The organism is Neorickettsia sp. 179522 (assembly GCF_001593535.1).
Classification (GTDB): Bacteria; Pseudomonadota; Alphaproteobacteria; order Rickettsiales; family Anaplasmataceae; genus Neorickettsia; species Neorickettsia findlayensis.
Window position 1 is genome coordinate 472,480 of sequence record NZ_LNGI01000001.1, and the last position, 19,288, is coordinate 491,767.

Genomic DNA, 19,288 nt, shown 5'->3' on the forward strand with positions numbered 1-19,288 from the left:
TAGTAGGAATCCCATTTTACCCATTAAAAAAGACATTTCACTTATATAGAGACAGGCTAAGTAAGCTTACTAAGTAAAATAAGGTATATTTCCCGAGAAGCCTTCCTACTGGCATCCGGTTTAAAATACTCGACTTTTTTAAACTCTCTCTTTAATAAATCAACAAATCTATATTCGTCTTCACTACCTCTAAGAATCTTGATTACTACTGCACCACACTTCTTCAAACTGCTTTTTGCATACTGAAGAACTAGCTCAGCCAATCTTATAGATGAAATACTATCTGTAGCCCTGCTTCCAGAAGTGCTTGGTGCAAGATCCGAAACAATAACATCTAACTCAACACCACCAATGTATTCATACAACTCTTTACACTGCAACTCTATATCCAATTTTACGACCTCAACCCCAGGAATGGGGTCCATATCAGCTAAATCAACTGCAATTACACGACCGGTACCATTCAAAGTATTTGCGATTACTTGACTCCAACCACCAGGTGCACTTCCAAGATCAAGCACAACTGAACCTTCTTGAATGAGATTAAACTTCTTATTTATCTCCAGAAGTTTATACGCCGCTCTCGACCTATATTGCTCAATTTTTGCCTTTTTAACAAAAGGATCATTAACGTGCCTATAAAGCCACCGACTTGAAGAAGCAGTGCGTCTACTTACACGACGAAGTTTGTTTTTCACCTATTTTGCCTTGCACTATCCTAATAATCTCATTACTCGTACGCCCTACTCCCATGCGTTTAATAGTATGAACATTCGAATATGTATGCGCAATCTTCTCGTATCCCATACATATTTCCAAAAGGCACTCTTCGGACATACTTTCAAAATTATCACGACCTAATTTTTTACGACCAGATCCAAAAAGAAGGAACGTTAAATCAGGTTCAACTAGACAGCCGGAAAGCCTGTGCAAATTTAAAATTGTCTGGAGGTCAATTTTCTCCCCATATCCCTGATATGCTAAAGTCGAATAAATGAACCTGTCGCAAATGACAATCTTACCTTCTTTCAGCGCTGGCAGTATCACCTTATTGCAATGATCAACACGTGCGCTGACTATAAGTAACAACCGCGACATAGTCTCCATAAGATCATGGAGTATCATAGGCCTCAAACTTTCGGCAAATGGGGTACCACCAGGTTCCCTAGTTACAACACAAGCATAACCATTCTTCGTAAGAAACTTACTTAGAAGTTTAACTTGTGTACTCTTACCAGACCCGTCAATCCCTTCGAATACTATAAACACACCACTAGTATAAATTCACACAAGAAAACAAATCTCCTTGAGCACACACTTCTAGAAGGGGACACTCTCGCATACTACATCCAAAGTCTTGGTGCAGCTAAGAAACCCTACCTTTCCCAAGAAAACGGAATATAGCCAAGTAACCAAACTAAAACAAACCCTTCCGAGGAAAAAGCTCAAGTACAACTTGAACCACCGTTGGAAACACCACTAGATCTTGAGCAACAACCTCTCAGGATTTTCCAAACACTCTTTCACGCGAACAAGGAAGCTAACCGCCTCCCTACCATCAACTATACGGTGGTCGTAAGAAAGAGCAAGGTACATCATCGGCCTCACAACAATCGCACCATCAACAACAACAGGCCTTTCTTTTATCGCATGCATCCCAAGTATGCCAGATTGCGGAGGATTAATAATCGGCGTTGACATGAGCGAACCATAAATACCGCCATTAGAAATCGTAAAAGTACCGCCCTGCATATCATCTGGCTCTATTTTGCCGTCTCTGGCTTTTTTTCCATATTCAAGTATTTGTCTTTCAATTTCTGCGAAGGAGAGATTCTGTGCATTTTTTATTACTGGCACAACGAGCCCATTCTTTGTGCCAACAGCAACCCCGATGTTATAGTAATCCTTATAAATTATTTCCTTTCCACGAATTTCAGCGTTAATTTCCGGAAAAGCCTCAAGCCCACAAATAACAGCCTGTACAAAAAACGACATAAAACCAAGTTTTAAGCCATGGGCCTTCTCAAATAAGTCTTTATGACGCTTTCTTATTTGAATGACATTCTCCATGTCTACTTCATTAAAAGTCGTTAAAATTGCAGCTGTATTTTGCGATTCTTTCAACCTTGACGCGATTCTTTGTCTTAATTTAGACATCGGCACGATCCTTTCGGGAAATTTAGGACCCATAGCACTACCAGCAACCGCGAGTTGCTCTGATTCTGAACCTTGTTTTTGGACCGGATCGCCAGAAAACAGTCGACTTAGTACATCAACTTTCCTTATCCTATTATCTTTTCCCGTACCAACAATATCACTTGGAGATAACAACTTCTCTTCCATCAGAATCCGTGCAGATGGCGCATCCTGTCTTGTATATAGCGGCTCAGAAGATTCTATTGATGAAATACTCTTTCCTATGTCTACGCCCACTCCTATTCCACCTGCAATGGCAACAGACGGTGGAACAACACTACCACCATCAATCCGGGATAAAACTGGGCCACCACCCTTGGGAACAATAATATTTTCATCAATCAACCCAAGCACATCGTCTACTTTTACTGCTTGACCTACCTCAACATTGATTTTGCTTAGGACTCCAGAAACAGGAGCAGATACCTCTACAGCGGCTTTATCCGTTTCAAGCTCAAAAAGTAACTCGTCCTCTCTTACAGAGTCACCAATATTTTTAGTAATTTTCACAACGGATGCTTCCGCAATCGATTCACCCATTCTTGGGACGAGAACTTTTTTCATGGTTTAGTTAGTACAAATTTAAATGTCTATACCAGGACTCGTGTTCAATTATAAACCCACTCTATCTGAATGGACATAGCTTTTACTATTTTCATTTTCATTTCCACATTACATAAGTGATGGAGGGAGCAAAATTATTACATTGGTAATGCTGCCCATTGAACATTATAAATGTAATAAAACCTATAAAACATCAGCATATGTAATAGTGACGCATTGAGAATTGCAGGCAAGATACTTAAGATCTCAAAAATACCAAAATGAAGGTTATGAATTGTATAGAACTCATACTAAGCGAAGCGCAAAAACGAAACTGCCAAGCAGATTTGTTAGTAACTCAAACCCAAAACACAACTGTAAATGCAAGAAACTTCGAGATAGAAAAACTGGAGGAATCTTTATTTTCGAGCGTTACGTTTAGACTAATAAAAGATAAAAAGACAACTTCTGTAAGATGTGATCCTTCTGCAGACATACGACGATTAATTTCGCAAGCATACGATGTATTAGCACATATTCCAGAAGACGAATATGTTTCACTACCAAAAAACGTAGCAGTGATCGATGATATTCATAGCACCCATACTGACTACAATTTTCCCGATAAATTAAAGGAGTTGGCAATCGAAACTGAGCAAATAGCTCACTCAAATGGGAAGCTAAAAACCACAGAGACCATTGAATTTGGGAAGAAAATTATAAAAAAGATAGTCGCAAATACAAATGGGTTTTTTGGAACCTTCGAAAATCAACTATTCTCTGCCGTAGTAAGCGTAGTTGCAGAAAATGAAGGCAACCTGAATTCAGGCTACTCATATATTACAAGCAACTCACTTCAGGACCTCATCCCAACGGACTTAGCAGCTGAAGCAGAAAAAAGAGCTATAGAAGGTCTAAGACCACGAAAAGTACCGACATGCAAACGAGAAGTAATATTCGATGCAAGGTGCGCTTCGAGTTTCCTCGACAATTTTAACAGCTTTCTAAGTGGTAAGTCTGTTATCCAATCAGCAACTTTCTTAAAAGACGAGATGGGTAAGGAAATACTTCCACGTAGTATAAGCGTATTGAATAACCCAGAAGGCACAAACTGTAAAATCGAGACAGCAGCCTTTGATGATGAGGGAAACTGCACGACTAAGCGCCTTCCATTAATAGAAAGAGGTATATTGAAAAACTGGATACTCGATCAGTACAACGCCAACAAGCTCGGCTTGAAAGCAAACGGTTTTGCGAAACGCACCTTGAGCGGAAGTATCTTTCCTTCAACAACAAACGTCTACTTAGAAAGTAGCGATACATATTCTGAAAAGGAGCTGATAAGTAAAATCAAAGAAGGATTGTACGTAACAGGTTTATTTAGCTGTGGGGTCAACCCAATAACTGGTGACTATAGCCAAGGAGTCCAAGGACTATGGATTGAAAATGGGGAACTTTCCTTTCCTGTGAGCGAGATTACCATTGCTGGGCAACTAAAAGATATTTTTAAAGAAATTATCGCGGCCGATAATATAAAGTTTTTTGGTAGAGCAAATTCACCTTCACTGTATCTTGGGTTTATGTCCATCAGTGGAACATGAAATAAAAGCATCTACTACTTTAAAATAGGCCTTTTAAAACCCTATTTTAAAGTAGGTCTTTTAAAACCCCATTTACAAATGGGGTTTTATCTTTACTTTCTAGTTGAGACTATTCGATATCCCGATGCTTGGAGAGCTTGATCTCTCAGGGATATTTATCCTCATAATTAAAGCAACACTTTAATCGTGAAGATTCATGCGATAATGCTTTAATGCATTACTTTAACATGCTCAAACAAAGCCCCTTTTCACCTGTATTATCAATACTGCCAATATTTTTTTACTTTGAGAAAAATCTCAGCTATAAAAGAAATAATCTACATACGTATGACAATAAAAAAATGAGCAGTAAAATCGACTTTATTTTTAAATTGCTGAGCTTTACCCTGCTTCTGGGAACCTCATATCAAGCAAAAGCATTCACAAAAGAAATTACGACCTCACAAATAGAAATAGGTGGAACTTTCAAACTAACTGACCAGAATGGCCATCAAGTCAGAAGTGATATACTAAAAGGAAAATACACCCTCGTACTTTTTGGCTTTAGTAGATGCCCACACATTTGTCCTGGACAATTAGCTCTTCTGGAAAAAACGCTTGATGCGTTTCCAAAACTTCAAGCACTTTTTATTACTCTAGATCCCACAAACGATACAGTGGAAGCGCTAAACAAATTCAGTCAGTCGTTTCATAAGCGAATACTCATGCTTACAGGCACAAATGACATGATAGAAAAAGTTGTCAGTGACTACAAAGTTTATGTGGCAGCAGATGAAGATCCTGAAAAATTTAATCATTCAGCCCTTATCTATCTCATGGGATTAGATGGTCGTTATATCAGTCATATATCACCTCGTAGCGAGGATGAACTACTTGCATTTGTGAGTCACTATACTAAATGATTCACTCAGGCATAGTTAAAGTGGTTACATAGCTAGTTGAACTTCTATGTGTGACACAGTTATCCATTTCATCCTTCCAATAACTGGGTTTTTGAATTGGTCGATGAAATTAATGTACGAGCTACTGAATTGACTATAAATAAGCTTTGATTTAGAATCTCGAGCTGTGTGCGGAGTGTAGCACAGCCTGGTTAGTGTGCTTGGTTTGGGACCAAGAGGTCGGGGGTTCGAATCCCTCCACTCCGACACTTTTCTGTATTATTGAGAAGCATTGAGTAATCTTTCCGCTGAACTTCCTAACAATATTGAAGCAGAACAGCTTATACTCGGCGCTCTACTCACTAACAATGATGCTTGCGACGAAATAGAAGAGGTCATTTCATCATCTTCTTTTTATGCTCCAGTACATAGAAAGATCTTTGAAATTGTGCTTCATCTTAGATCAAAAGAACTTGTCGCCAATCCTGTAACACTAAAGAATTATCTCGAATCGAGTAATGAATTGAGCGCCATTGGTGGTCAAGAATATCTGCTCAATATCATTGAAAAAGCCAGTATCGTAGTGGACGTATCAAGCTTGGCACGTGTGATACAAGAGCTTTATATAAGAAGACAATTAATCATTTTGGCACAAAAAATGATTTCTAGTGCCACAGGTGAACAGAGCAGTACAACCACAAATGAGCAGATAGAAGAAGCTGAACGTTCTTTGTTTCAACTTGCAAGCTCAGGTGAACTTGATCCATCCTGCTTACATATTTCTAAACCGATTGAAATCGCAGTCGAACGAGCAAAAATTACTTTTAAAGCAAAGGCTCCGTTTCAGAATACTTCCACTGGTTTCAGAGACATAGATAACCTTTTAGGCGGGCTGCAAAATTCAGACCTCTTAATAATCGCAGGACGTCCATCTATGGGTAAGACATCTTTAGCCATAAGTATGGCTCTGAGGGTAACTAGAGAGCTACAGAAACAAGGAATGTCGGCGTGCTTTTTCTCTTTAGAAATGTCAGCTGATCAAATTGCTTCTAGAATGCTATCTGTGCATTCCGGAGTCGATGCATTCAGTATTAGAACAGGTAAAAAGTTTTCTGAAGAATCACTGAAGAAAGTTATTGAAAGTAGCAAAGAGTTATCGGAGTTACCCCTTTTCATAGATGATACTGCTTCTGTATCAATTTCAGCACTGCGCACAAAATTACGCAGACTGCATAGAAAGGCAAAACTTGGAGCTGTCTTCGTAGATTATTTACAACTTTTGAGAGGCTCTAAAGGTACGGAGTTCAATAGAGTACAAGAAGTCTCCGAAATCACCAAGGGACTAAAATTAATCGCTAAGGAACTCAATGTGCCGATTATTGCCCTATCGCAGCTCTCTCGCCTGGTTGAACAGAGAGAAGACAAGCGTCCGCAACTTTCTGACTTGAGAGAGTCGGGCTCAATAGAACAAGACGCAGACGTTGTAATGTTTGTTTTTCGCGAAGCCTACTATATGATGCGCAAACAACCTCCAAGTGATGATGAAAATTATGAGAATTGGCAATTCAAGATGGATGAAGTAAGAAACAAAGCCGAGATAATAATAGCAAAACAAAGGAACGGTCCAGTTGGGACCGCCCTACTTTTCTTCGATCAGTCAACTACAGTTTTTGATGATCTAGCGCTTTTTTCGGATAATTGACAGACATTGTTGATACACCTTTTTGTGTTCCCTCATAAACACTTCTTGAAGAGTTCACTTGCTTAAAAGCATAAAGCGTAAAGCCAAAAGAGCGACATGTGGAGACAATAACGACGTTTTAGGCAAATTTATTTCTTGTTGTTTCTATTAGTCTTACTAATCTTGCCTTTAGCAACTGATGCCCGTCATGTCGACTTTTCACAGAGCTTACCCTTGCATACTTGTTTGCCGGGAACGTCACAAGACTTACCTCCATGAGTTTCACAGCCGTTATAATCCTCGCTCCCGTGTGCTTATCCATCTTATATTTTTGTGGTATGTATCCAATTGACAGTCCGTTCAGTACTCCTGCCTTGAGTAACTTGTACGCTTCATACCCCTGATTTACCTCCATAATTATATGACCTTTTAAATAAAGTCCTTTCTCAGTTTCCTGCATTTCAAGAACTTTCCCAATAGGCTGATCTTGCCTGTGCTGCCACAAAAGTGGTACACACTTCGTCAAGTCAAAAGCACCACCACTGATAATATCTCCTTGTTCATCAACTACATCAAAGACACTAGCGTAACCATAAAAAACACCTTCTTCGTTGAGGTTCTTTGTATCAATGTCGAAAATAACTTTTTTTTCAATCACAATTGCGCGTGTATAAGAAAAGCATCATTTTAATTGAAGAACTTTCTCAAGGTAAGCAAATCACGTGAATCGTATTCCTGTAGATTGCGATTAGCATCGTCGTTATGCATAACCGCTTTCATAGAAGTGCGCGCTTACAACGGACGTTTCCACTCTATTTTTGCGCGATATTGTTATTGCTCTACGCACGCCGTGAAGAATGCTTACCCGTTATGGGATCCTTTCAGGGTCAACTACCATAAAAGGTGTTTTAAGTGAAGATCTCCAAATATACGAATACGACATATATATGTGTCACATTGTCGTGAGATTTTCGGCAAAATGAACTGGCAGCTCTGCGGTTACTTTGATAACTTTTCCAAAAATTTCAAACTCTATCTCGCATGCATGGAGACATAGTTTCTTATTCACAGAGCACCCTAAGAATGCTTCTCTTCTTCCATATTTTCCATCATTCAATACCGGATGCCCAATACTTGCCATTTGGCTTCTAATTTGGTGTTTTCTTCCAGTTAAAGGAAAGAGTTCCACTAGTGATGCATTTTTGAATTTTTCGATCACGCGAAACTGTGTAATAGCATGTTCACCTTTGCCAATATTGTTGCACTGCATCACTTCTTCACCCTTAAAAAGGACTTTGTTTATGTAGCAATCAACTTCACCTCTTTTTTCTTTCAACTCCCCGATCACTATAGCAAGGTACCTTTTTTTGACGAGCCTATTCGAGAACAATCGCCATAACTCTCTAGCTGCATCCACCGTCTTTGCGAATATAAGTACGCCAGTAGTATATTTATCAAGCCTATGAACAACACGATATTCAGGATTGATAGATTTCATTGCATTATCTATGCTTGCTGTAATCCCGCGACCTGACTGAACAGGAAATCCAAATGGCTTATCTATGGCTAATACATTTTCGTCCTCGTATAACACACGTGACGCAATAAACTCGACAAACTTACCATCAACTACATTTGGGTTATCACCTGGTATTTCTCTGGGTGAAGATAAAATTTGCAGAAAATTAGCACTAAGAGTCAGTGAATCGCCTTTTAAAACAGCAGCAGAAGCTTTAACCACAGTATCATTGAGCTTGACTGCTTTCTTTCTCAATGCTTTTTGAAGCGCAGACTGAGGAAACGGACCGAATACACTTCTTAGATATTTATCTAATCGTCGACAATCATTTTCGACAATAAAACTTTTCACCAAACTGAATTACCACCCAAAGGACTACAATGCTACTCAAAAAGCAGACACGCTAAAGACAAAAACATAGACATGGCTCCACGGCTTGCATACATACCTTACAAGTTAATGCACAAGGGACACAAAACTATACGCAGTCGAGAAACTTTATGGCATCAATGGCAGCCATACAACCGGTGCCAGCTGCGGTAACAGCTTGTCTATAGATGGGGTCCTGAACATCGCCACATGCAAAAATACCGGACACACTAGTGGAAGTATCTGAACCGGACGTCTTGATGTACCCAACAGAATCCATTTCTAGAATACCACTGAACAGTGCGGTATTTGGTGCATGACCAATGGCAACAAATACTCCAGAAACAGGTATCTCCTTAAAAGCACCATCTATCAATGAGCGGACACGCACACCCGTTACCTCAGGTGGCGAATCGCGTCCAAGGACTTCATCAAGAACAGAATTCCAAATTAACTCTACCTTTGCATTTGCAAAAAGGCGCTCCTGGAGAACAGCCTCTGCTCTAAGACGGTCCCTACGGTGAAGTAGGTAAACCTTTTTAGCATGCCTTGTAAGATAGAGTGCCTCTTCTACAGCGGTATTTCCCCCACCAACAACAAGTACGTCCTGATCGCGAAAAAAAAAGCCATCACACGTCGCACATCCAGAAACACCATAACCCTGGTATTTCTTTTCGCTTTCGAGACCGAGCCACTTAGCCTGCGCACCAGTCGCGACTATAATACTTCTAGCACGATATTGATTTCCGCTCTCCCCCCGAAGAATAAATGGAGAAGTGTATGGAGCCTCGATTTGTGAGATGTGATCATTAACAAAACGGCACCCAACATTCGTAGCTTGCTGCTGCATTTGCTCCATGAGCCAAGGTCCTTGTACGGGTAAAGCAAAACCCGGATAATTTTCGACTTCAGTTGTTGTGCTAAGTTGCCCGCCTGATTCGTTTCCGCTGACGACAATGACATTAACTGATGCACGTGCCGCATATATTCCAGCCGTACATCCGGCTGGACCAGACCCGATTATTAATACATCGCTTTCAAGAACATCACGCATCTCTACTCAAAGCTCATCCCTATTGGAAGCCAGATAATCAGAAACACTCTCATGCGTTGCCTTTATCGCTTCCTTGCCCTTGCTCCAACCTGCCGGACAGACCTCACCATTTTCGTCACTATACTTGAGCGCATCCAAAGTACGAAGAACCTCATCTACGTTCCGCCCCACGTTCAGGTCATTAACATGAGCAACTCTGATAACAAAATTTGGATCTATAATAAATGTACCACGAAGAGCAACTGCATCGTCTAGCAAAACTTGGTAGTCACGGGAAATAGACTTAGTTATGTCTGAAACCAGAGTGTAACCAATACTCCCTATTCCCCCATCTTTTACAGGTAGGCTGCGCCATGCAAAGTGCGAAAAATGAGAATCAACGCTAACACCTATGACAACCGCGTTTCTCTCGATAAACGCAGGAATCCTATTACTGAAAGCAATAATTTCTGTTGGACAGACAAAAGTAAAATCCAATGGATAAAAGAATAGCACCCCATATTTACCAGACAATTCACGCTGAAGATTGAAATCATCACAAAAGGAACCATTCTTGAGTACAGCTTTTGCTGTGAAATCAAACGCTTTCTTACCAACTAAAGTAGACATATCAATAAGACCACCTATAAGAAGTGGATTGTATACCATTTACAATGAGGCTTAAAGTATCCCAAAAGTTTTTTGTTTCACACAGTAGTAATGCGGACGCACACCACATTGCACTCAACACATTGCACTCAAAATAGAAATATCACTCAGAACAATCGTGATATCACCTTTCGAAGATCTCGCACCGACTAAAAAAGAATGCAATTTCAGCTTCAGCATTCTCCTCACTGTCCGAGCCGTGAACGCAGTTTACATCTATACTGTCAGCAAAGTCACCACGAATTGTTCCCTTTGCAGCCTTCTTTGGATCTGTCTCGCCCATAAGCTCTCTATAGCGATTAACTGCATCATCTCCAGATAATACTTGAACCACAACAGGAGCAGATGTCATAAAGTTAACCAGGTCATCGAAAAAAGGCCTACCCTTATGGATCACATAAAAAGCTTCGGCCTGCGCACGCGTCAGATGAAGTTGCTTCATCGCGATGATCTGTAGACCCGCAGCCTCAATACGGGCATTAACCTCACCTATTATATTCCTGGAAATAACGTCTGGCTTGAGAATGGACAAAGTTTTTTTCATAACTAGTGCTAAAACGCTCTTTTTGACAACCAAAGGGGTCGGGCCTGATGAATCAAGAAACCCACAACACTTTTGTACACTACTATACTTTACTCGCGATACTCTACTAAACCATCAATCGCGCATCGAAGAATTAGATGAATTTGTACAAAAACACCCGCTGGAACACGCAAAACATATGCGCATACCAGCGTATCTTGCAACAAAACTGGCCTCAATGCAACAGTAGTGTAATTTAACATATCAAATGCTACACATATTTTTGTGTACAGAGATAAAGAAATAGTTCATCACCTTTTTCTTAAAAAGTTCGCCTGTTAAAAGGACAAAAGAAAATTGAACAATTTCCTACGTACGTTATCTTCTTTCTTTTGAAAAAAGATTTTCGTCCACTCAAAATAAATTATGAGAAAATATTTTTCAATTCCAGGTATTGTAATTTTCCTATCGAAGGCCTTGCACTTGATTAGGGATATGCTCATCGCAGTAGTCTTGGGAACTTCACTTCTTGCAGATGCTTTCTTTGGAATATCAAAAATCCTAAGTCTAACAACCTCTCTATTTGCAAATGGTGTTTTCTCTACAGTTTTTTCTCCGATCTTTTCGCAGCTCTTGAAAGAGGATCGTAATTCAGCATTGCAATTTTCACATGAAATTCAATTGATACTTGCTTTCATAGGAGCTGTTCTATTTATAGCTATAGAGATATTTACAGAGAAAGTTTTGTTTTGTTTGATGCCAGGAATGCTTTCTTCTTCTGTAAGAGATGCCTTTATTACAACTGCGAAAATTGCCTTTCCACTCATTCTTTTTATCCCGCTTACGTCACTTTACCACTCAATGCTATGTGCACGAAGAAATTTTCCCTTCATAACCCTATACACGCTTATAACAAATACCATCTTAATTTCAGTAATCCTTTTCACAGGGAACAATAATGTCCTTCTCTTACACAATATGGGCTGTGCTATCGCATTATCCGGGATGATACAGATGCTTATCTTTTTATATCAACTTGAAAAAAGTGATCTCATCCCCGTTTTTAAACAATTTTCACTGAGTAAGAATGTAAGGAGCTTTTTCAAATGCTTTATCCCCTCAGCACTTGCATCAGAAGCACATCAAATAAATGCTTTAGTTGGCATTTTTTTTGCCAGTAAGATTCCACAAGCAATCTCCTCGCTATGTTACGCAGAGGGAATAATTCAGCTGTTTTTCATTCTCACAAATACATCACTTCAGAAAATAACTTACTCCTCAGTACGCACACAAAATATCAAGGAACTACTAGAAATACAGAATAAAACCTTTAAAACGAGGATTGCCACATGCATCCTCGTGACAATCATATTAGTTTTCATGGCAGAACATATTACTACATCATTGTTTTTACTTAGAGGAAAATTTGACATTCAATCTGCAAAATACACGACGCATCTGTTACAGATACTTGCTTTTGCTATTCCGGCACATCTTTTGAATAAAATCTTCTTAGAACCATTTCTTGCTCTTAATAAACTAAGAGCTCCAATGAGCTTTATAATTGCTTCAGTGGTTTTAAACACCATTATGAACATACTCCTAGTACCGTACTATTCGTATATTGGAATAGGAATAGCCTTGTGTACCTCAACATGGCTAAATACGCTTTTAATCGTCCTTTACTTAAGGAGAAAGCAAATATTTATCCTGAGGGAGAAAATTCCATATTTACTAACTACGATTTTTCTTCCGGCTTCTATAACAATTTTCTTCATACAGATTTGCGAAGCATTCATAGAGAGCCATCCGGGCATATCAACAATCTATCCGCTAAGGCTGGCTTCTTTAGTAATCGTCTGTACATCAAGCATATTCATCTACTATTTTTCGCTTTCGCGGCTTAAAAAAATTGCATGCAAAGGAAAGTGATTTATTGAACACAATCATTTCGCCTACATCCATTACCAAAGAACGCTTTGAAACTACGGACTAAAAAGCAACAGAATAACTTCAAACAAAGTGAACAGCATTATAAGGGAACAACAAAACTGTCAATCGTTCAAAAATGTGCTACATAACCTTTTCTATTTGTGGTAATTTCGCCACATAATCTTATTTGCTCTTTACACAAAACCTACCTTACAGTAGGCAATTCACAAAATTTCCATATGCTTAAACAAATAGATAAGTTACAAGCGAGAAATGAGCGAATCGTGTTTTTTATGGGTTGCTGTGCTGGCACACTTGTTCGCATTTTTGCTATATTCCACAGCAGGACGCCAGAAGCCCGTTTTTTATTATACAATTAGCACCCTCACCGCGATATTAAGTTTTATTGCAGCAGCAGTGCTAGCAATGAAAGGTAAGCCACTTATTGTTGAAGTATTTCAAGTCACACGTCACGTAGGAATAACCTTCGGGTTGGACAAAATTACACTGATGTTTGCCCTTTTATGCTCGCTACTTAGCATACCAGCGACAATATACGCAATCAGTTATATGTATGCAATCAAAGGAAAAAGAAAGGCTAGATTTTTCGCGCGGATTCACCTTTCACTTGCCATTACTATGCTTTTAGCATTCTCAGGAAACTTGCTGACAATGTTTATTTTCTATGAGCTACTCACCCTCGCGACCTACACACTTGTAAAGCATGACAACACAGAAAATAGCCTCAGAGCTGCACGAATCTACCTAGCTTATTTAGTTCTTCCATCAGTCGGATTACTACTACCTGCAATTCTCATAACATACAAAATTACCGGCAGTTTCACCTTTGATGAAAGCTTACATATCAGCATTGTTGGGCTCCCAAGGCTAGCATTATTCTTGATGTTCGCGTACGGAACAGCAAAAACTGCCATCTTTCCTTTACATGGTTGGTTACCAAAAGCAATGGTTGCACCAACTCCTGTAAGCGCGCTGTTACACGCCGTTGCAGTTGTCAAAGCTGGAATATTTTGCATGCTGAAGGTGACGAAATACGTTTTCATAATATCCGACCCAGCAAATGTGATTCTCATGACACCAATAACTTGTATTTATGCCTTTACAATTATCTTCGCATCTGTCGTTGCGCTGAAAAAACACTCCCTGAAGGAAATCTTAGCTTATTCTACTGTGAGTCAACTCTCGTATATTGGAATTACTTTAAGTATATTCACTGAAAACGCATTCCATTACGCGATTTTATATATGGTTCTACATGCCTTTGCAAAAATAACCCTTTTTTTTACTGCAGGAGCTATATACGCAAGAACCGGGAAGACAAGCACAAAACAACTTCATGGAATAGGAAGAGAGATGCCTGTGGCGATGTCCTCATTTTCAATAGGAGCACTTACAATGATAGGACTCCCACCTACTGCAACTCTTCTATGCAAGGCCGACATTTTATCAGAGGCATTGGCACAATGTAACTACATACTCATTGTCACCTTAGTTATAAGCACTGCCCTCAATTGCGGATACTTTCTACCGATTATCTTCAATGCATTTTTCTGTGAACCTATAGTAGCCCCTACTACGCGGAATACTCCGACTAGACAGAAATTGGACCCGCTTGCCCTGTCATATTTTTTTACTGGAAGTATCTGTGTCGTTCTTTTTATATACAAACTTCTTTAAAAACAACAGTGCTTATGCAACAGCAAAATAAACATCAAGACCTTCTACCGAGTAGCTGTAAATATTCATTTAACCAGGTGGTTATATGATTTCGGTTACTTAAACAACAAGATGCTTTTTTACAGGGTACTTTTATTTTCGTATCTTATCGATGCACTACTTACATTAATCCCAAAGTTGATACTGACAGTAGCATACCTTTTTTTCTCAAGTGTGATACTTATTGCATTTCTTACAGCTAGTATTTCCACTACTAAATATGCAATTCTGAATCCAGGTGAGAGCCTTCACTATCTACTTGGGTACCTTAAATGGATTTGGCTCAATAAGAGACATATCAGCCTTGAGCACTTTTTTTATACACTTGTTTCATTTACTACACCTTATTTGAGTTGGAAGTGCGTAAAAAAAATAGCCAAAACAACAATAAGAAAGCTCAGAAAAAGTGGAAAACAATACCTGAAAACTCTAAAACCACAAATACTGAAAAAGCTACTATATAAGTGTGCGCAATATCGTATAAAGCAAGATACACCTACAGGGAAAAAGAGCGTAAACAATGAGAACGAGCGTAGTAGAACACTCAATGAAACACGCTCTTATCTTTCTGATGCACCATCAACGCATTCATCACACAAAAACAGACATGCAGATCAGCATCTGCAAGGAATGAGTAACAACACTACTCCAAGAAATACAAACCCACCGAATACAAGTGAAGAAAAACAGGGTCACGAATCAGATACAGAACGCTGATAAGAAAGAGCGTCTAAAAGTCTATTAGAAAGGCTCCTGAGATACAGATTCACATCAACAGATGCTCCTAGGTTACCTAAAGACATCTCCGCATTATCCACTTTACCATCTAAAAATTGTATAACCGCATCCAAAAACTGTGAGGTAGAGGTATAGATAAGATGATTCTCGACATGCCGATTGAGCAATTCGAGGTTCAACTTAGAAAACTCACGAATGTACACATAAGGCGAATTGAGGCAAACAAAGTTGTACAACTCTTTCCTCTTCGAATCATCTAAATACTCACGTGGAAGCTTAGCAAGGTGGATAGCAGCGATACTTGCATAGGGCTGATGCTTTGCAGCCACGATACTCTGTAGTTTTCCTTTCAAATCATGCAGATTTTCTGTGCTGAGAGCATTGTAAAGCAGTATACTTTCCCTCAGCGCTGGAGCTTTGTCAAAATGTTTATATAGAGCAAAACTACTCAGGCCAATAGCACACACAAAAAGCACTAGAGACACCAAATAAAAACTTTTGCTTCTCTCAAAAATCATGCCGTACCAATCGATCATCTATCCACCTCACCGAAAACAATATCCAAGGACCCAAGAATAGCAGGTACATCAGCAAGAAGATGTTTCCGAGAAAGGGTATCAAGAGCTTGTAAATGAACAAACCCAGGTGCACGGATCCTACAACGATAAGGTCTATTCGTGCCATCAGAAACAATGTAGACTCCAAACTCCCCCTTCGGAGACTCTACTGCAAAATACGTCTCTCCCTCTGGAACATGATAACCCTCCGAATAAAGTTTGAAGTGATGAATAAGAGCCTCCATAGAAGTTTTCATCTCAGCACGACTCGGTGGGGCAATTTTCCTATCATCCACGACAACTGGCCCTTCTGGAAGCCTATCTATACACTGTTTGATAATTTTAACTGACTCATACATCTCAGCCATTCTCACCAAATATCTATCGTACGAATCACCGCAATTTCCTACTGGAATTGCAAAATCCAATGACTCATACACCTCGTATGGCTGACTTCTGCGTAGATCCCAAGGTATACCAGAAGCACGCAAAACTGGTCCAGAGAAACCAAGCGCAACTGCTTCCTTTTTACTTACTTTACCTATATCAACTAAGCGTTGCTTAAAAATTGGATTATCTGTAAGAACATCCGCCACATCATCAAGCTTATGTGGGAAACTTTCTAAAAAGGAGATTATCTCCTCATCGAGACCATCCGGTATATCCGCAGCAAGTCCCCCAGGACGTATATACGCAGCATGGAACCTCGCCCCAGAAGCCTTTTCATAGAAGGAAAGCATCTTTTCACGCTCCTCGAACATCCAAAACAAGGGATTCATAGCACCTACATCGAGTGCGTGAGTAGTGACGTTCAACAGGTGATTCAAAATGCGGGTTATCTCAACAAAGATTACCCTTAGATACTGTGCTCTAGGAGGTACAGTAATGCCGAGCAGTTTTTCCACGCAAAGCGAATAGGCATGCTCCTGCGCCATCGGCGAAACGTAATCCAGCCTATCAAAATACGGTAAAGCCTGAAGATATGTTTTATGCTCTATCAGCTTCTCAGTTCCCCTGTGCAAAAAACCAATGTGCGGATCAAGGCGTTCAACCGTTTCTCCATCAAGCTGCATAATCAGACGCAGCACCCCATGCGCAGCCGGGTGCTGAGGCCCAAAGTTAAGCTCCTTTATTACGGTCATACCTAATACAAATATGAAAAAGAAAGGGCACTGTGTAACCCGGATACCAACCGTAGCTCGAAACCAGCAGAATCAGACGCTCCTCGGGCCGGGCTCGAACCAGCGACCCTGTGGTTAACAGCCACATGCTCTACCAACTGAGCTACCGAGGAAACTCCAGGGATTCTACTATAAAAGCCATGTTGAAACAAGAGGAAATGCAAAACGTATTTCAGGACTTTGCTCCACATCCATAAGTGTGAGAACACGTTTCTGATCAAATATCCAAACCACATGAAACGCACTTTATTCGACTGGATTTTTGTAAAGCTAAACAATTCCTTCTTTTCAGATAAGAAGTACAAATGACTGCTCTCGTTTGATCTGCGAGTATAGAAAACTAATAAGAGCAGACCGAAAAAAAATGACAGAAACATACACACATCCCAGATACCCTATTTCAAGCGGATCTGATAGACTCAGCAGGGAGAGTACTTTCTCTCGCAAAGCTTTGCAAATCGCGTGAAAAGGAAAATACGACTTGCATCGACGCCACCTTTGGAGCCACAAAAAAGATACCCTATTTCAAGCGGATCTAGATAGACTCAGCAGGGAGAGTACTTTCTCTCGCAAAGCTTTGCAAATCGCGTGAAAAGGAAAATACGACTTGCATCGACGCCACCTTTGGAGCCACAAAAAAAGTAAATCACCACCCAGCTATCTCTGAACGCCGCATCTCAATAACATTAACAAATTGAAAATGCGCTCCTCATCTCACAAGCAAGTATTACAGCGAACAACTTACCTACCTGATAAAATCAGCACCGAAACTGCTTCTCAACACTTCTGGAACTTCAATAGAACCATCATGCATCTGATAATTCTCCAAAATTGCAACGATAGTTCTACCAATAGCAAGAGAGCTCGCGTTCAATGTGTGCAAAAAGCCCTTTTTCTTCTTGAATTTATACTTAATTGCTAACCTTCTAGATTGAAAATCTCCACAGTTGGAACAACTAGAAATCTCTCTGTAACAGCCTTGAGATGGAATCCAAACTTCTATGTCATATGTTTTTTTTGCGCAGAAGCCGATATCACCCGAACATAAATTGACAACTCGGTATGGTAGTTTCAGCTTCTGTAATAGACCCTCAGCTATGCATAGCATTCGCTCGAGTTCCTCATCCGATTTTTCTGGTTCTGTTACCGACAAAAGCTCTACCTTGCCAAACTGATGTTGCCTTATTATACCTTTAGTATCCTTGCCACTGCTCCCTGCCTCAGAACGGAAACATTCACTGTAGGAAGTCATCCTAAGTGGTAGTTCAGCCTCCCCAAAAAAATGGTCAGACACAAAGTTTAGCAGAGTAACTTCGCTTGTTGGAACCAATCGCATCCCGCCATCCACCTTAAATGACTCTTGGGAAAACTTCGGTAACTGCCCAGCTTTATACATAGCATCTTCTTTTATTAGGTACGGTAGAAAATATTCACGGTGACCATGCTCTATATTGTGCTCGAGCATGAAATCTTTGAGCACTCTAAACAATCTCGCCCCTTTGCCAATGAATCCAGAAAACCTTGCTCCTGAAACCTTAGCAACGTTCGAAAAATCCAATATTCCCAGAGCAACACCAAGTTCATCATGGGCTTTGGGTTCAAACCCAAGCTCCCTAACCACACCCCATGACTTTACTACAACATTAGAGCTCTCATCTTCACCTATTGGGACGTCCTCAGCCAAAATGTTAGGTAAATCTAACATCATCAATTCAAGCTGCTCACAAATTTTTTGGAGATCCTCCTTAACCTTCAGAATTTCCTTATCTATCACTTTGGCCTTTTCACAGAGCTCATTTTTGTCCTGCTGAATAAGCTGAAAAGATCTCGTCAATTCGTTTTTGCTTGCTTGGAGGTTATTAAGTGAAGTTAGACAACTTTTTCGTTCTTCATACAGCGTAACTATAGGTGAAGGATCAAACCTTAGGCCACGCCTCTTCATTGTTTCAGTAAACCCTTGCGGATTAGAGATTATATATTCGAGATCATTCATTATTCGTTTGTCTGTGCAACTCAATGAGAATATACAGCTTAACGTAGTCACTTTGTACTCTTCGGATACGATGTACAGTAACACAGCACTTCTTTTAACAACTTAGAACTCAGAAAACCGCAACAAACCACTAGG

17 protein-coding genes and 2 tRNA genes are annotated in these 19,288 nt (G+C 39.9%); 7 read left to right on the forward strand and 12 right to left on the reverse strand.

Features of this window, described 5'->3' with window-relative positions; translation table 11 throughout:
• Window positions 1–56: 56 nt before the first annotated feature.
• The 3 genes from AS219_RS02220 to odhB all read right to left on the reverse strand — a co-directional run bounded on the left by AS219_RS02220 (window position 57) and on the right by odhB (window position 2,760).
• Entirely contained in the window at window positions 57–698 is a 642-nt protein-coding gene (locus AS219_RS02220; protein WP_067979522.1) for an RlmE family RNA methyltransferase, read from the reverse strand.
• Window positions 670–1,269, reverse strand: a complete 600-nt coding sequence (gene tmk / locus AS219_RS02225) for a dTMP kinase (protein ID WP_067979524.1) — start codon at window positions 1,267–1,269, stop codon at window positions 670–672. Before tmk ends, AS219_RS02220 begins: the two co-directional genes overlap by 29 nt.
• Before the next feature lie 210 nt (window positions 1,270–1,479).
• The gene (gene odhB / locus AS219_RS02230; RefSeq protein ID WP_067979526.1) at window positions 1,480–2,760 is read right to left on the reverse strand and encodes a 2-oxoglutarate dehydrogenase complex dihydrolipoyllysine-residue succinyltransferase; all 1,281 of its coding nucleotides are present in this window, start codon (window positions 2,758–2,760) and stop codon (window positions 1,480–1,482) included.
• 260 nt (window positions 2,761–3,020) lie between these two features.
• Between odhB and AS219_RS02235 the strand changes: the two genes are divergently transcribed.
• The 4 genes from AS219_RS02235 (at window position 3,021) to AS219_RS02250 (ending at window position 6,923) form a co-directional block, all read left to right on the forward strand.
• Entirely contained in the window at window positions 3,021–4,340 is a 1,320-nt protein-coding gene (locus AS219_RS02235) for a TldD/PmbA family protein (RefSeq protein ID WP_231861834.1), read from the forward strand.
• A 227-nt stretch (window positions 4,341–4,567) separates the two neighbouring features.
• Complete coding sequence (locus AS219_RS02240) at window positions 4,568–5,242, forward strand: SCO family protein (protein ID WP_231861835.1); 675 nt, start codon at window positions 4,568–4,570, stop codon at window positions 5,240–5,242.
• Window positions 5,243–5,413: 171 nt separating this feature from the next.
• A tRNA-Pro gene (locus tag AS219_RS02245) sits at window positions 5,414–5,488 on the forward strand.
• Window positions 5,489–5,513: 25 nt separating this feature from the next.
• On the forward strand, window positions 5,514–6,923 hold the full coding sequence (locus tag AS219_RS02250; RefSeq protein ID WP_067979528.1) for a replicative DNA helicase: 1,410 nt from the start codon (window positions 5,514–5,516) through the stop codon (window positions 6,921–6,923).
• A gap of 118 nt (window positions 6,924–7,041) precedes the next feature.
• Here AS219_RS02250 and AS219_RS02255 read toward each other — a convergent pair whose 3' ends face one another.
• From AS219_RS02255 to ndk, 5 genes are all read right to left on the reverse strand, one after another.
• Entirely contained in the window at window positions 7,042–7,560 is a 519-nt protein-coding gene (locus tag AS219_RS02255; RefSeq protein ID WP_067979530.1) for an HK97 family phage prohead protease, read from the reverse strand.
• A 294-nt stretch (window positions 7,561–7,854) separates the two neighbouring features.
• Window positions 7,855–8,772 carry an RluA family pseudouridine synthase gene (locus tag AS219_RS02260; RefSeq protein WP_067979532.1) on the reverse strand — a complete coding sequence of 306 codons (918 nt, stop codon included), beginning with the start codon at window positions 8,770–8,772 and terminating at the stop codon, window positions 7,855–7,857.
• A 127-nt stretch (window positions 8,773–8,899) separates the two neighbouring features.
• A complete protein-coding gene (gene trxB, locus AS219_RS02265; protein WP_067979550.1) occupies window positions 8,900–9,844 on the reverse strand; it encodes a thioredoxin-disulfide reductase in 945 nt (314 codons plus the stop codon).
• A 6-nt stretch (window positions 9,845–9,850) separates the two neighbouring features.
• On the reverse strand, window positions 9,851–10,453 hold the full coding sequence (locus tag AS219_RS02270; RefSeq protein ID WP_067980487.1) for a peroxiredoxin: 603 nt from the start codon (window positions 10,451–10,453) through the stop codon (window positions 9,851–9,853).
• A gap of 163 nt (window positions 10,454–10,616) precedes the next feature.
• Window positions 10,617–11,036 (reverse strand): nucleoside-diphosphate kinase, encoded by a 420-nt coding sequence (gene ndk, locus AS219_RS02275; protein WP_067979553.1) that lies wholly within the window; start codon window positions 11,034–11,036, stop codon window positions 10,617–10,619.
• Window positions 11,037–11,441: 405 nt separating this feature from the next.
• Here ndk and murJ point away from each other — a divergent pair, with 405 nt between their 5' ends.
• The 3 genes from murJ to AS219_RS02295 all read left to right on the forward strand — a co-directional run bounded on the left by murJ (window position 11,442) and on the right by AS219_RS02295 (window position 15,401).
• On the forward strand, window positions 11,442–12,947 hold the full coding sequence (gene murJ / locus AS219_RS02285; protein ID WP_067979559.1) for a murein biosynthesis integral membrane protein MurJ: 1,506 nt from the start codon (window positions 11,442–11,444) through the stop codon (window positions 12,945–12,947).
• 303 nt (window positions 12,948–13,250) lie between these two features.
• Window positions 13,251–14,645, forward strand: coding sequence for a proton-conducting transporter membrane subunit (locus tag AS219_RS02290; protein WP_231861836.1), 1,395 nt, complete (start codon window positions 13,251–13,253; stop codon window positions 14,643–14,645).
• Between the two features lie 111 nt (window positions 14,646–14,756).
• Window positions 14,757–15,401, forward strand: a complete 645-nt coding sequence (locus tag AS219_RS02295) for a hypothetical protein (protein ID WP_067979565.1) — start codon at window positions 14,757–14,759, stop codon at window positions 15,399–15,401.
• Here the strand turns inward: AS219_RS02295 and AS219_RS02300 are convergent.
• From AS219_RS02300 to serS, 4 genes are all read right to left on the reverse strand, one after another.
• Window positions 15,377–15,958: a hypothetical protein gene (locus tag AS219_RS02300; protein WP_067979568.1), complete on the reverse strand. Its 582-nt coding sequence runs from the start codon at window positions 15,956–15,958 to the stop codon at window positions 15,377–15,379. The two genes, AS219_RS02295 and AS219_RS02300, sit on opposite strands and share 25 nt — an antisense overlap.
• A complete protein-coding gene (locus tag AS219_RS02305) occupies window positions 15,955–17,121 on the reverse strand; it encodes an NADH-quinone oxidoreductase subunit D (RefSeq protein WP_067979569.1) in 1,167 nt (388 codons plus the stop codon). The genes AS219_RS02300 and AS219_RS02305 overlap by 4 nt, the downstream gene beginning before the upstream one ends.
• A 79-nt stretch (window positions 17,122–17,200) precedes the next feature.
• Window positions 17,201–17,273: transfer RNA gene (locus tag AS219_RS02310), tRNA-Asn, on the reverse strand.
• 632 nt (window positions 17,274–17,905) lie between these two features.
• Window positions 17,906–19,153 (reverse strand): serine--tRNA ligase, encoded by a 1,248-nt coding sequence (serS, locus tag AS219_RS02315; protein WP_067979571.1) that lies wholly within the window; start codon window positions 19,151–19,153, stop codon window positions 17,906–17,908.
• Window positions 19,154–19,288 lie beyond the last annotated feature (135 nt).

What these genes read in the sequence shown, in the direction of transcription:
- odhB (WP_067979526.1), bottom strand. Translation starts at nt 2,760, where the DNA reads ATGAAAAAAGTTCTCGTCCCAAGAATGGGTGAATCGATTGCGGAAGCA.
- AS219_RS02235 (WP_231861834.1), top strand. Translation starts at nt 3,021, where the DNA reads ATGAAGGTTATGAATTGTATAGAACTCATACTAAGCGAAGCGCAAAAA.
- AS219_RS02240 (WP_231861835.1), top strand. Translation starts at nt 4,568, where the DNA reads ATGCTCAAACAAAGCCCCTTTTCACCTGTATTATCAATACTGCCAATA.
- trxB (WP_067979550.1), bottom strand. Translation starts at nt 9,844, where the DNA reads ATGCGTGATGTTCTTGAAAGCGATGTATTAATAATCGGGTCTGGTCCA.
- AS219_RS02270 (WP_067980487.1), bottom strand. Translation starts at nt 10,453, where the DNA reads ATGTCTACTTTAGTTGGTAAGAAAGCGTTTGATTTCACAGCAAAAGCT.
- ndk (WP_067979553.1), bottom strand. Translation starts at nt 11,036, where the DNA reads ATGAAAAAAACTTTGTCCATTCTCAAGCCAGACGTTATTTCCAGGAAT.
- murJ (WP_067979559.1), top strand. Translation starts at nt 11,442, where the DNA reads ATGAGAAAATATTTTTCAATTCCAGGTATTGTAATTTTCCTATCGAAG.
- AS219_RS02295 (WP_067979565.1), top strand. Translation starts at nt 14,757, where the DNA reads ATGCTTTTTTACAGGGTACTTTTATTTTCGTATCTTATCGATGCACTA.
- AS219_RS02300 (WP_067979568.1), bottom strand. Translation starts at nt 15,958, where the DNA reads ATGATCGATTGGTACGGCATGATTTTTGAGAGAAGCAAAAGTTTTTAT.
- AS219_RS02305 (WP_067979569.1), bottom strand. Translation starts at nt 17,121, where the DNA reads ATGACCGTAATAAAGGAGCTTAACTTTGGGCCTCAGCACCCGGCTGCG.
- serS (WP_067979571.1), bottom strand. Translation starts at nt 19,153, where the DNA reads ATGAATGATCTCGAATATATAATCTCTAATCCGCAAGGGTTTACTGAA.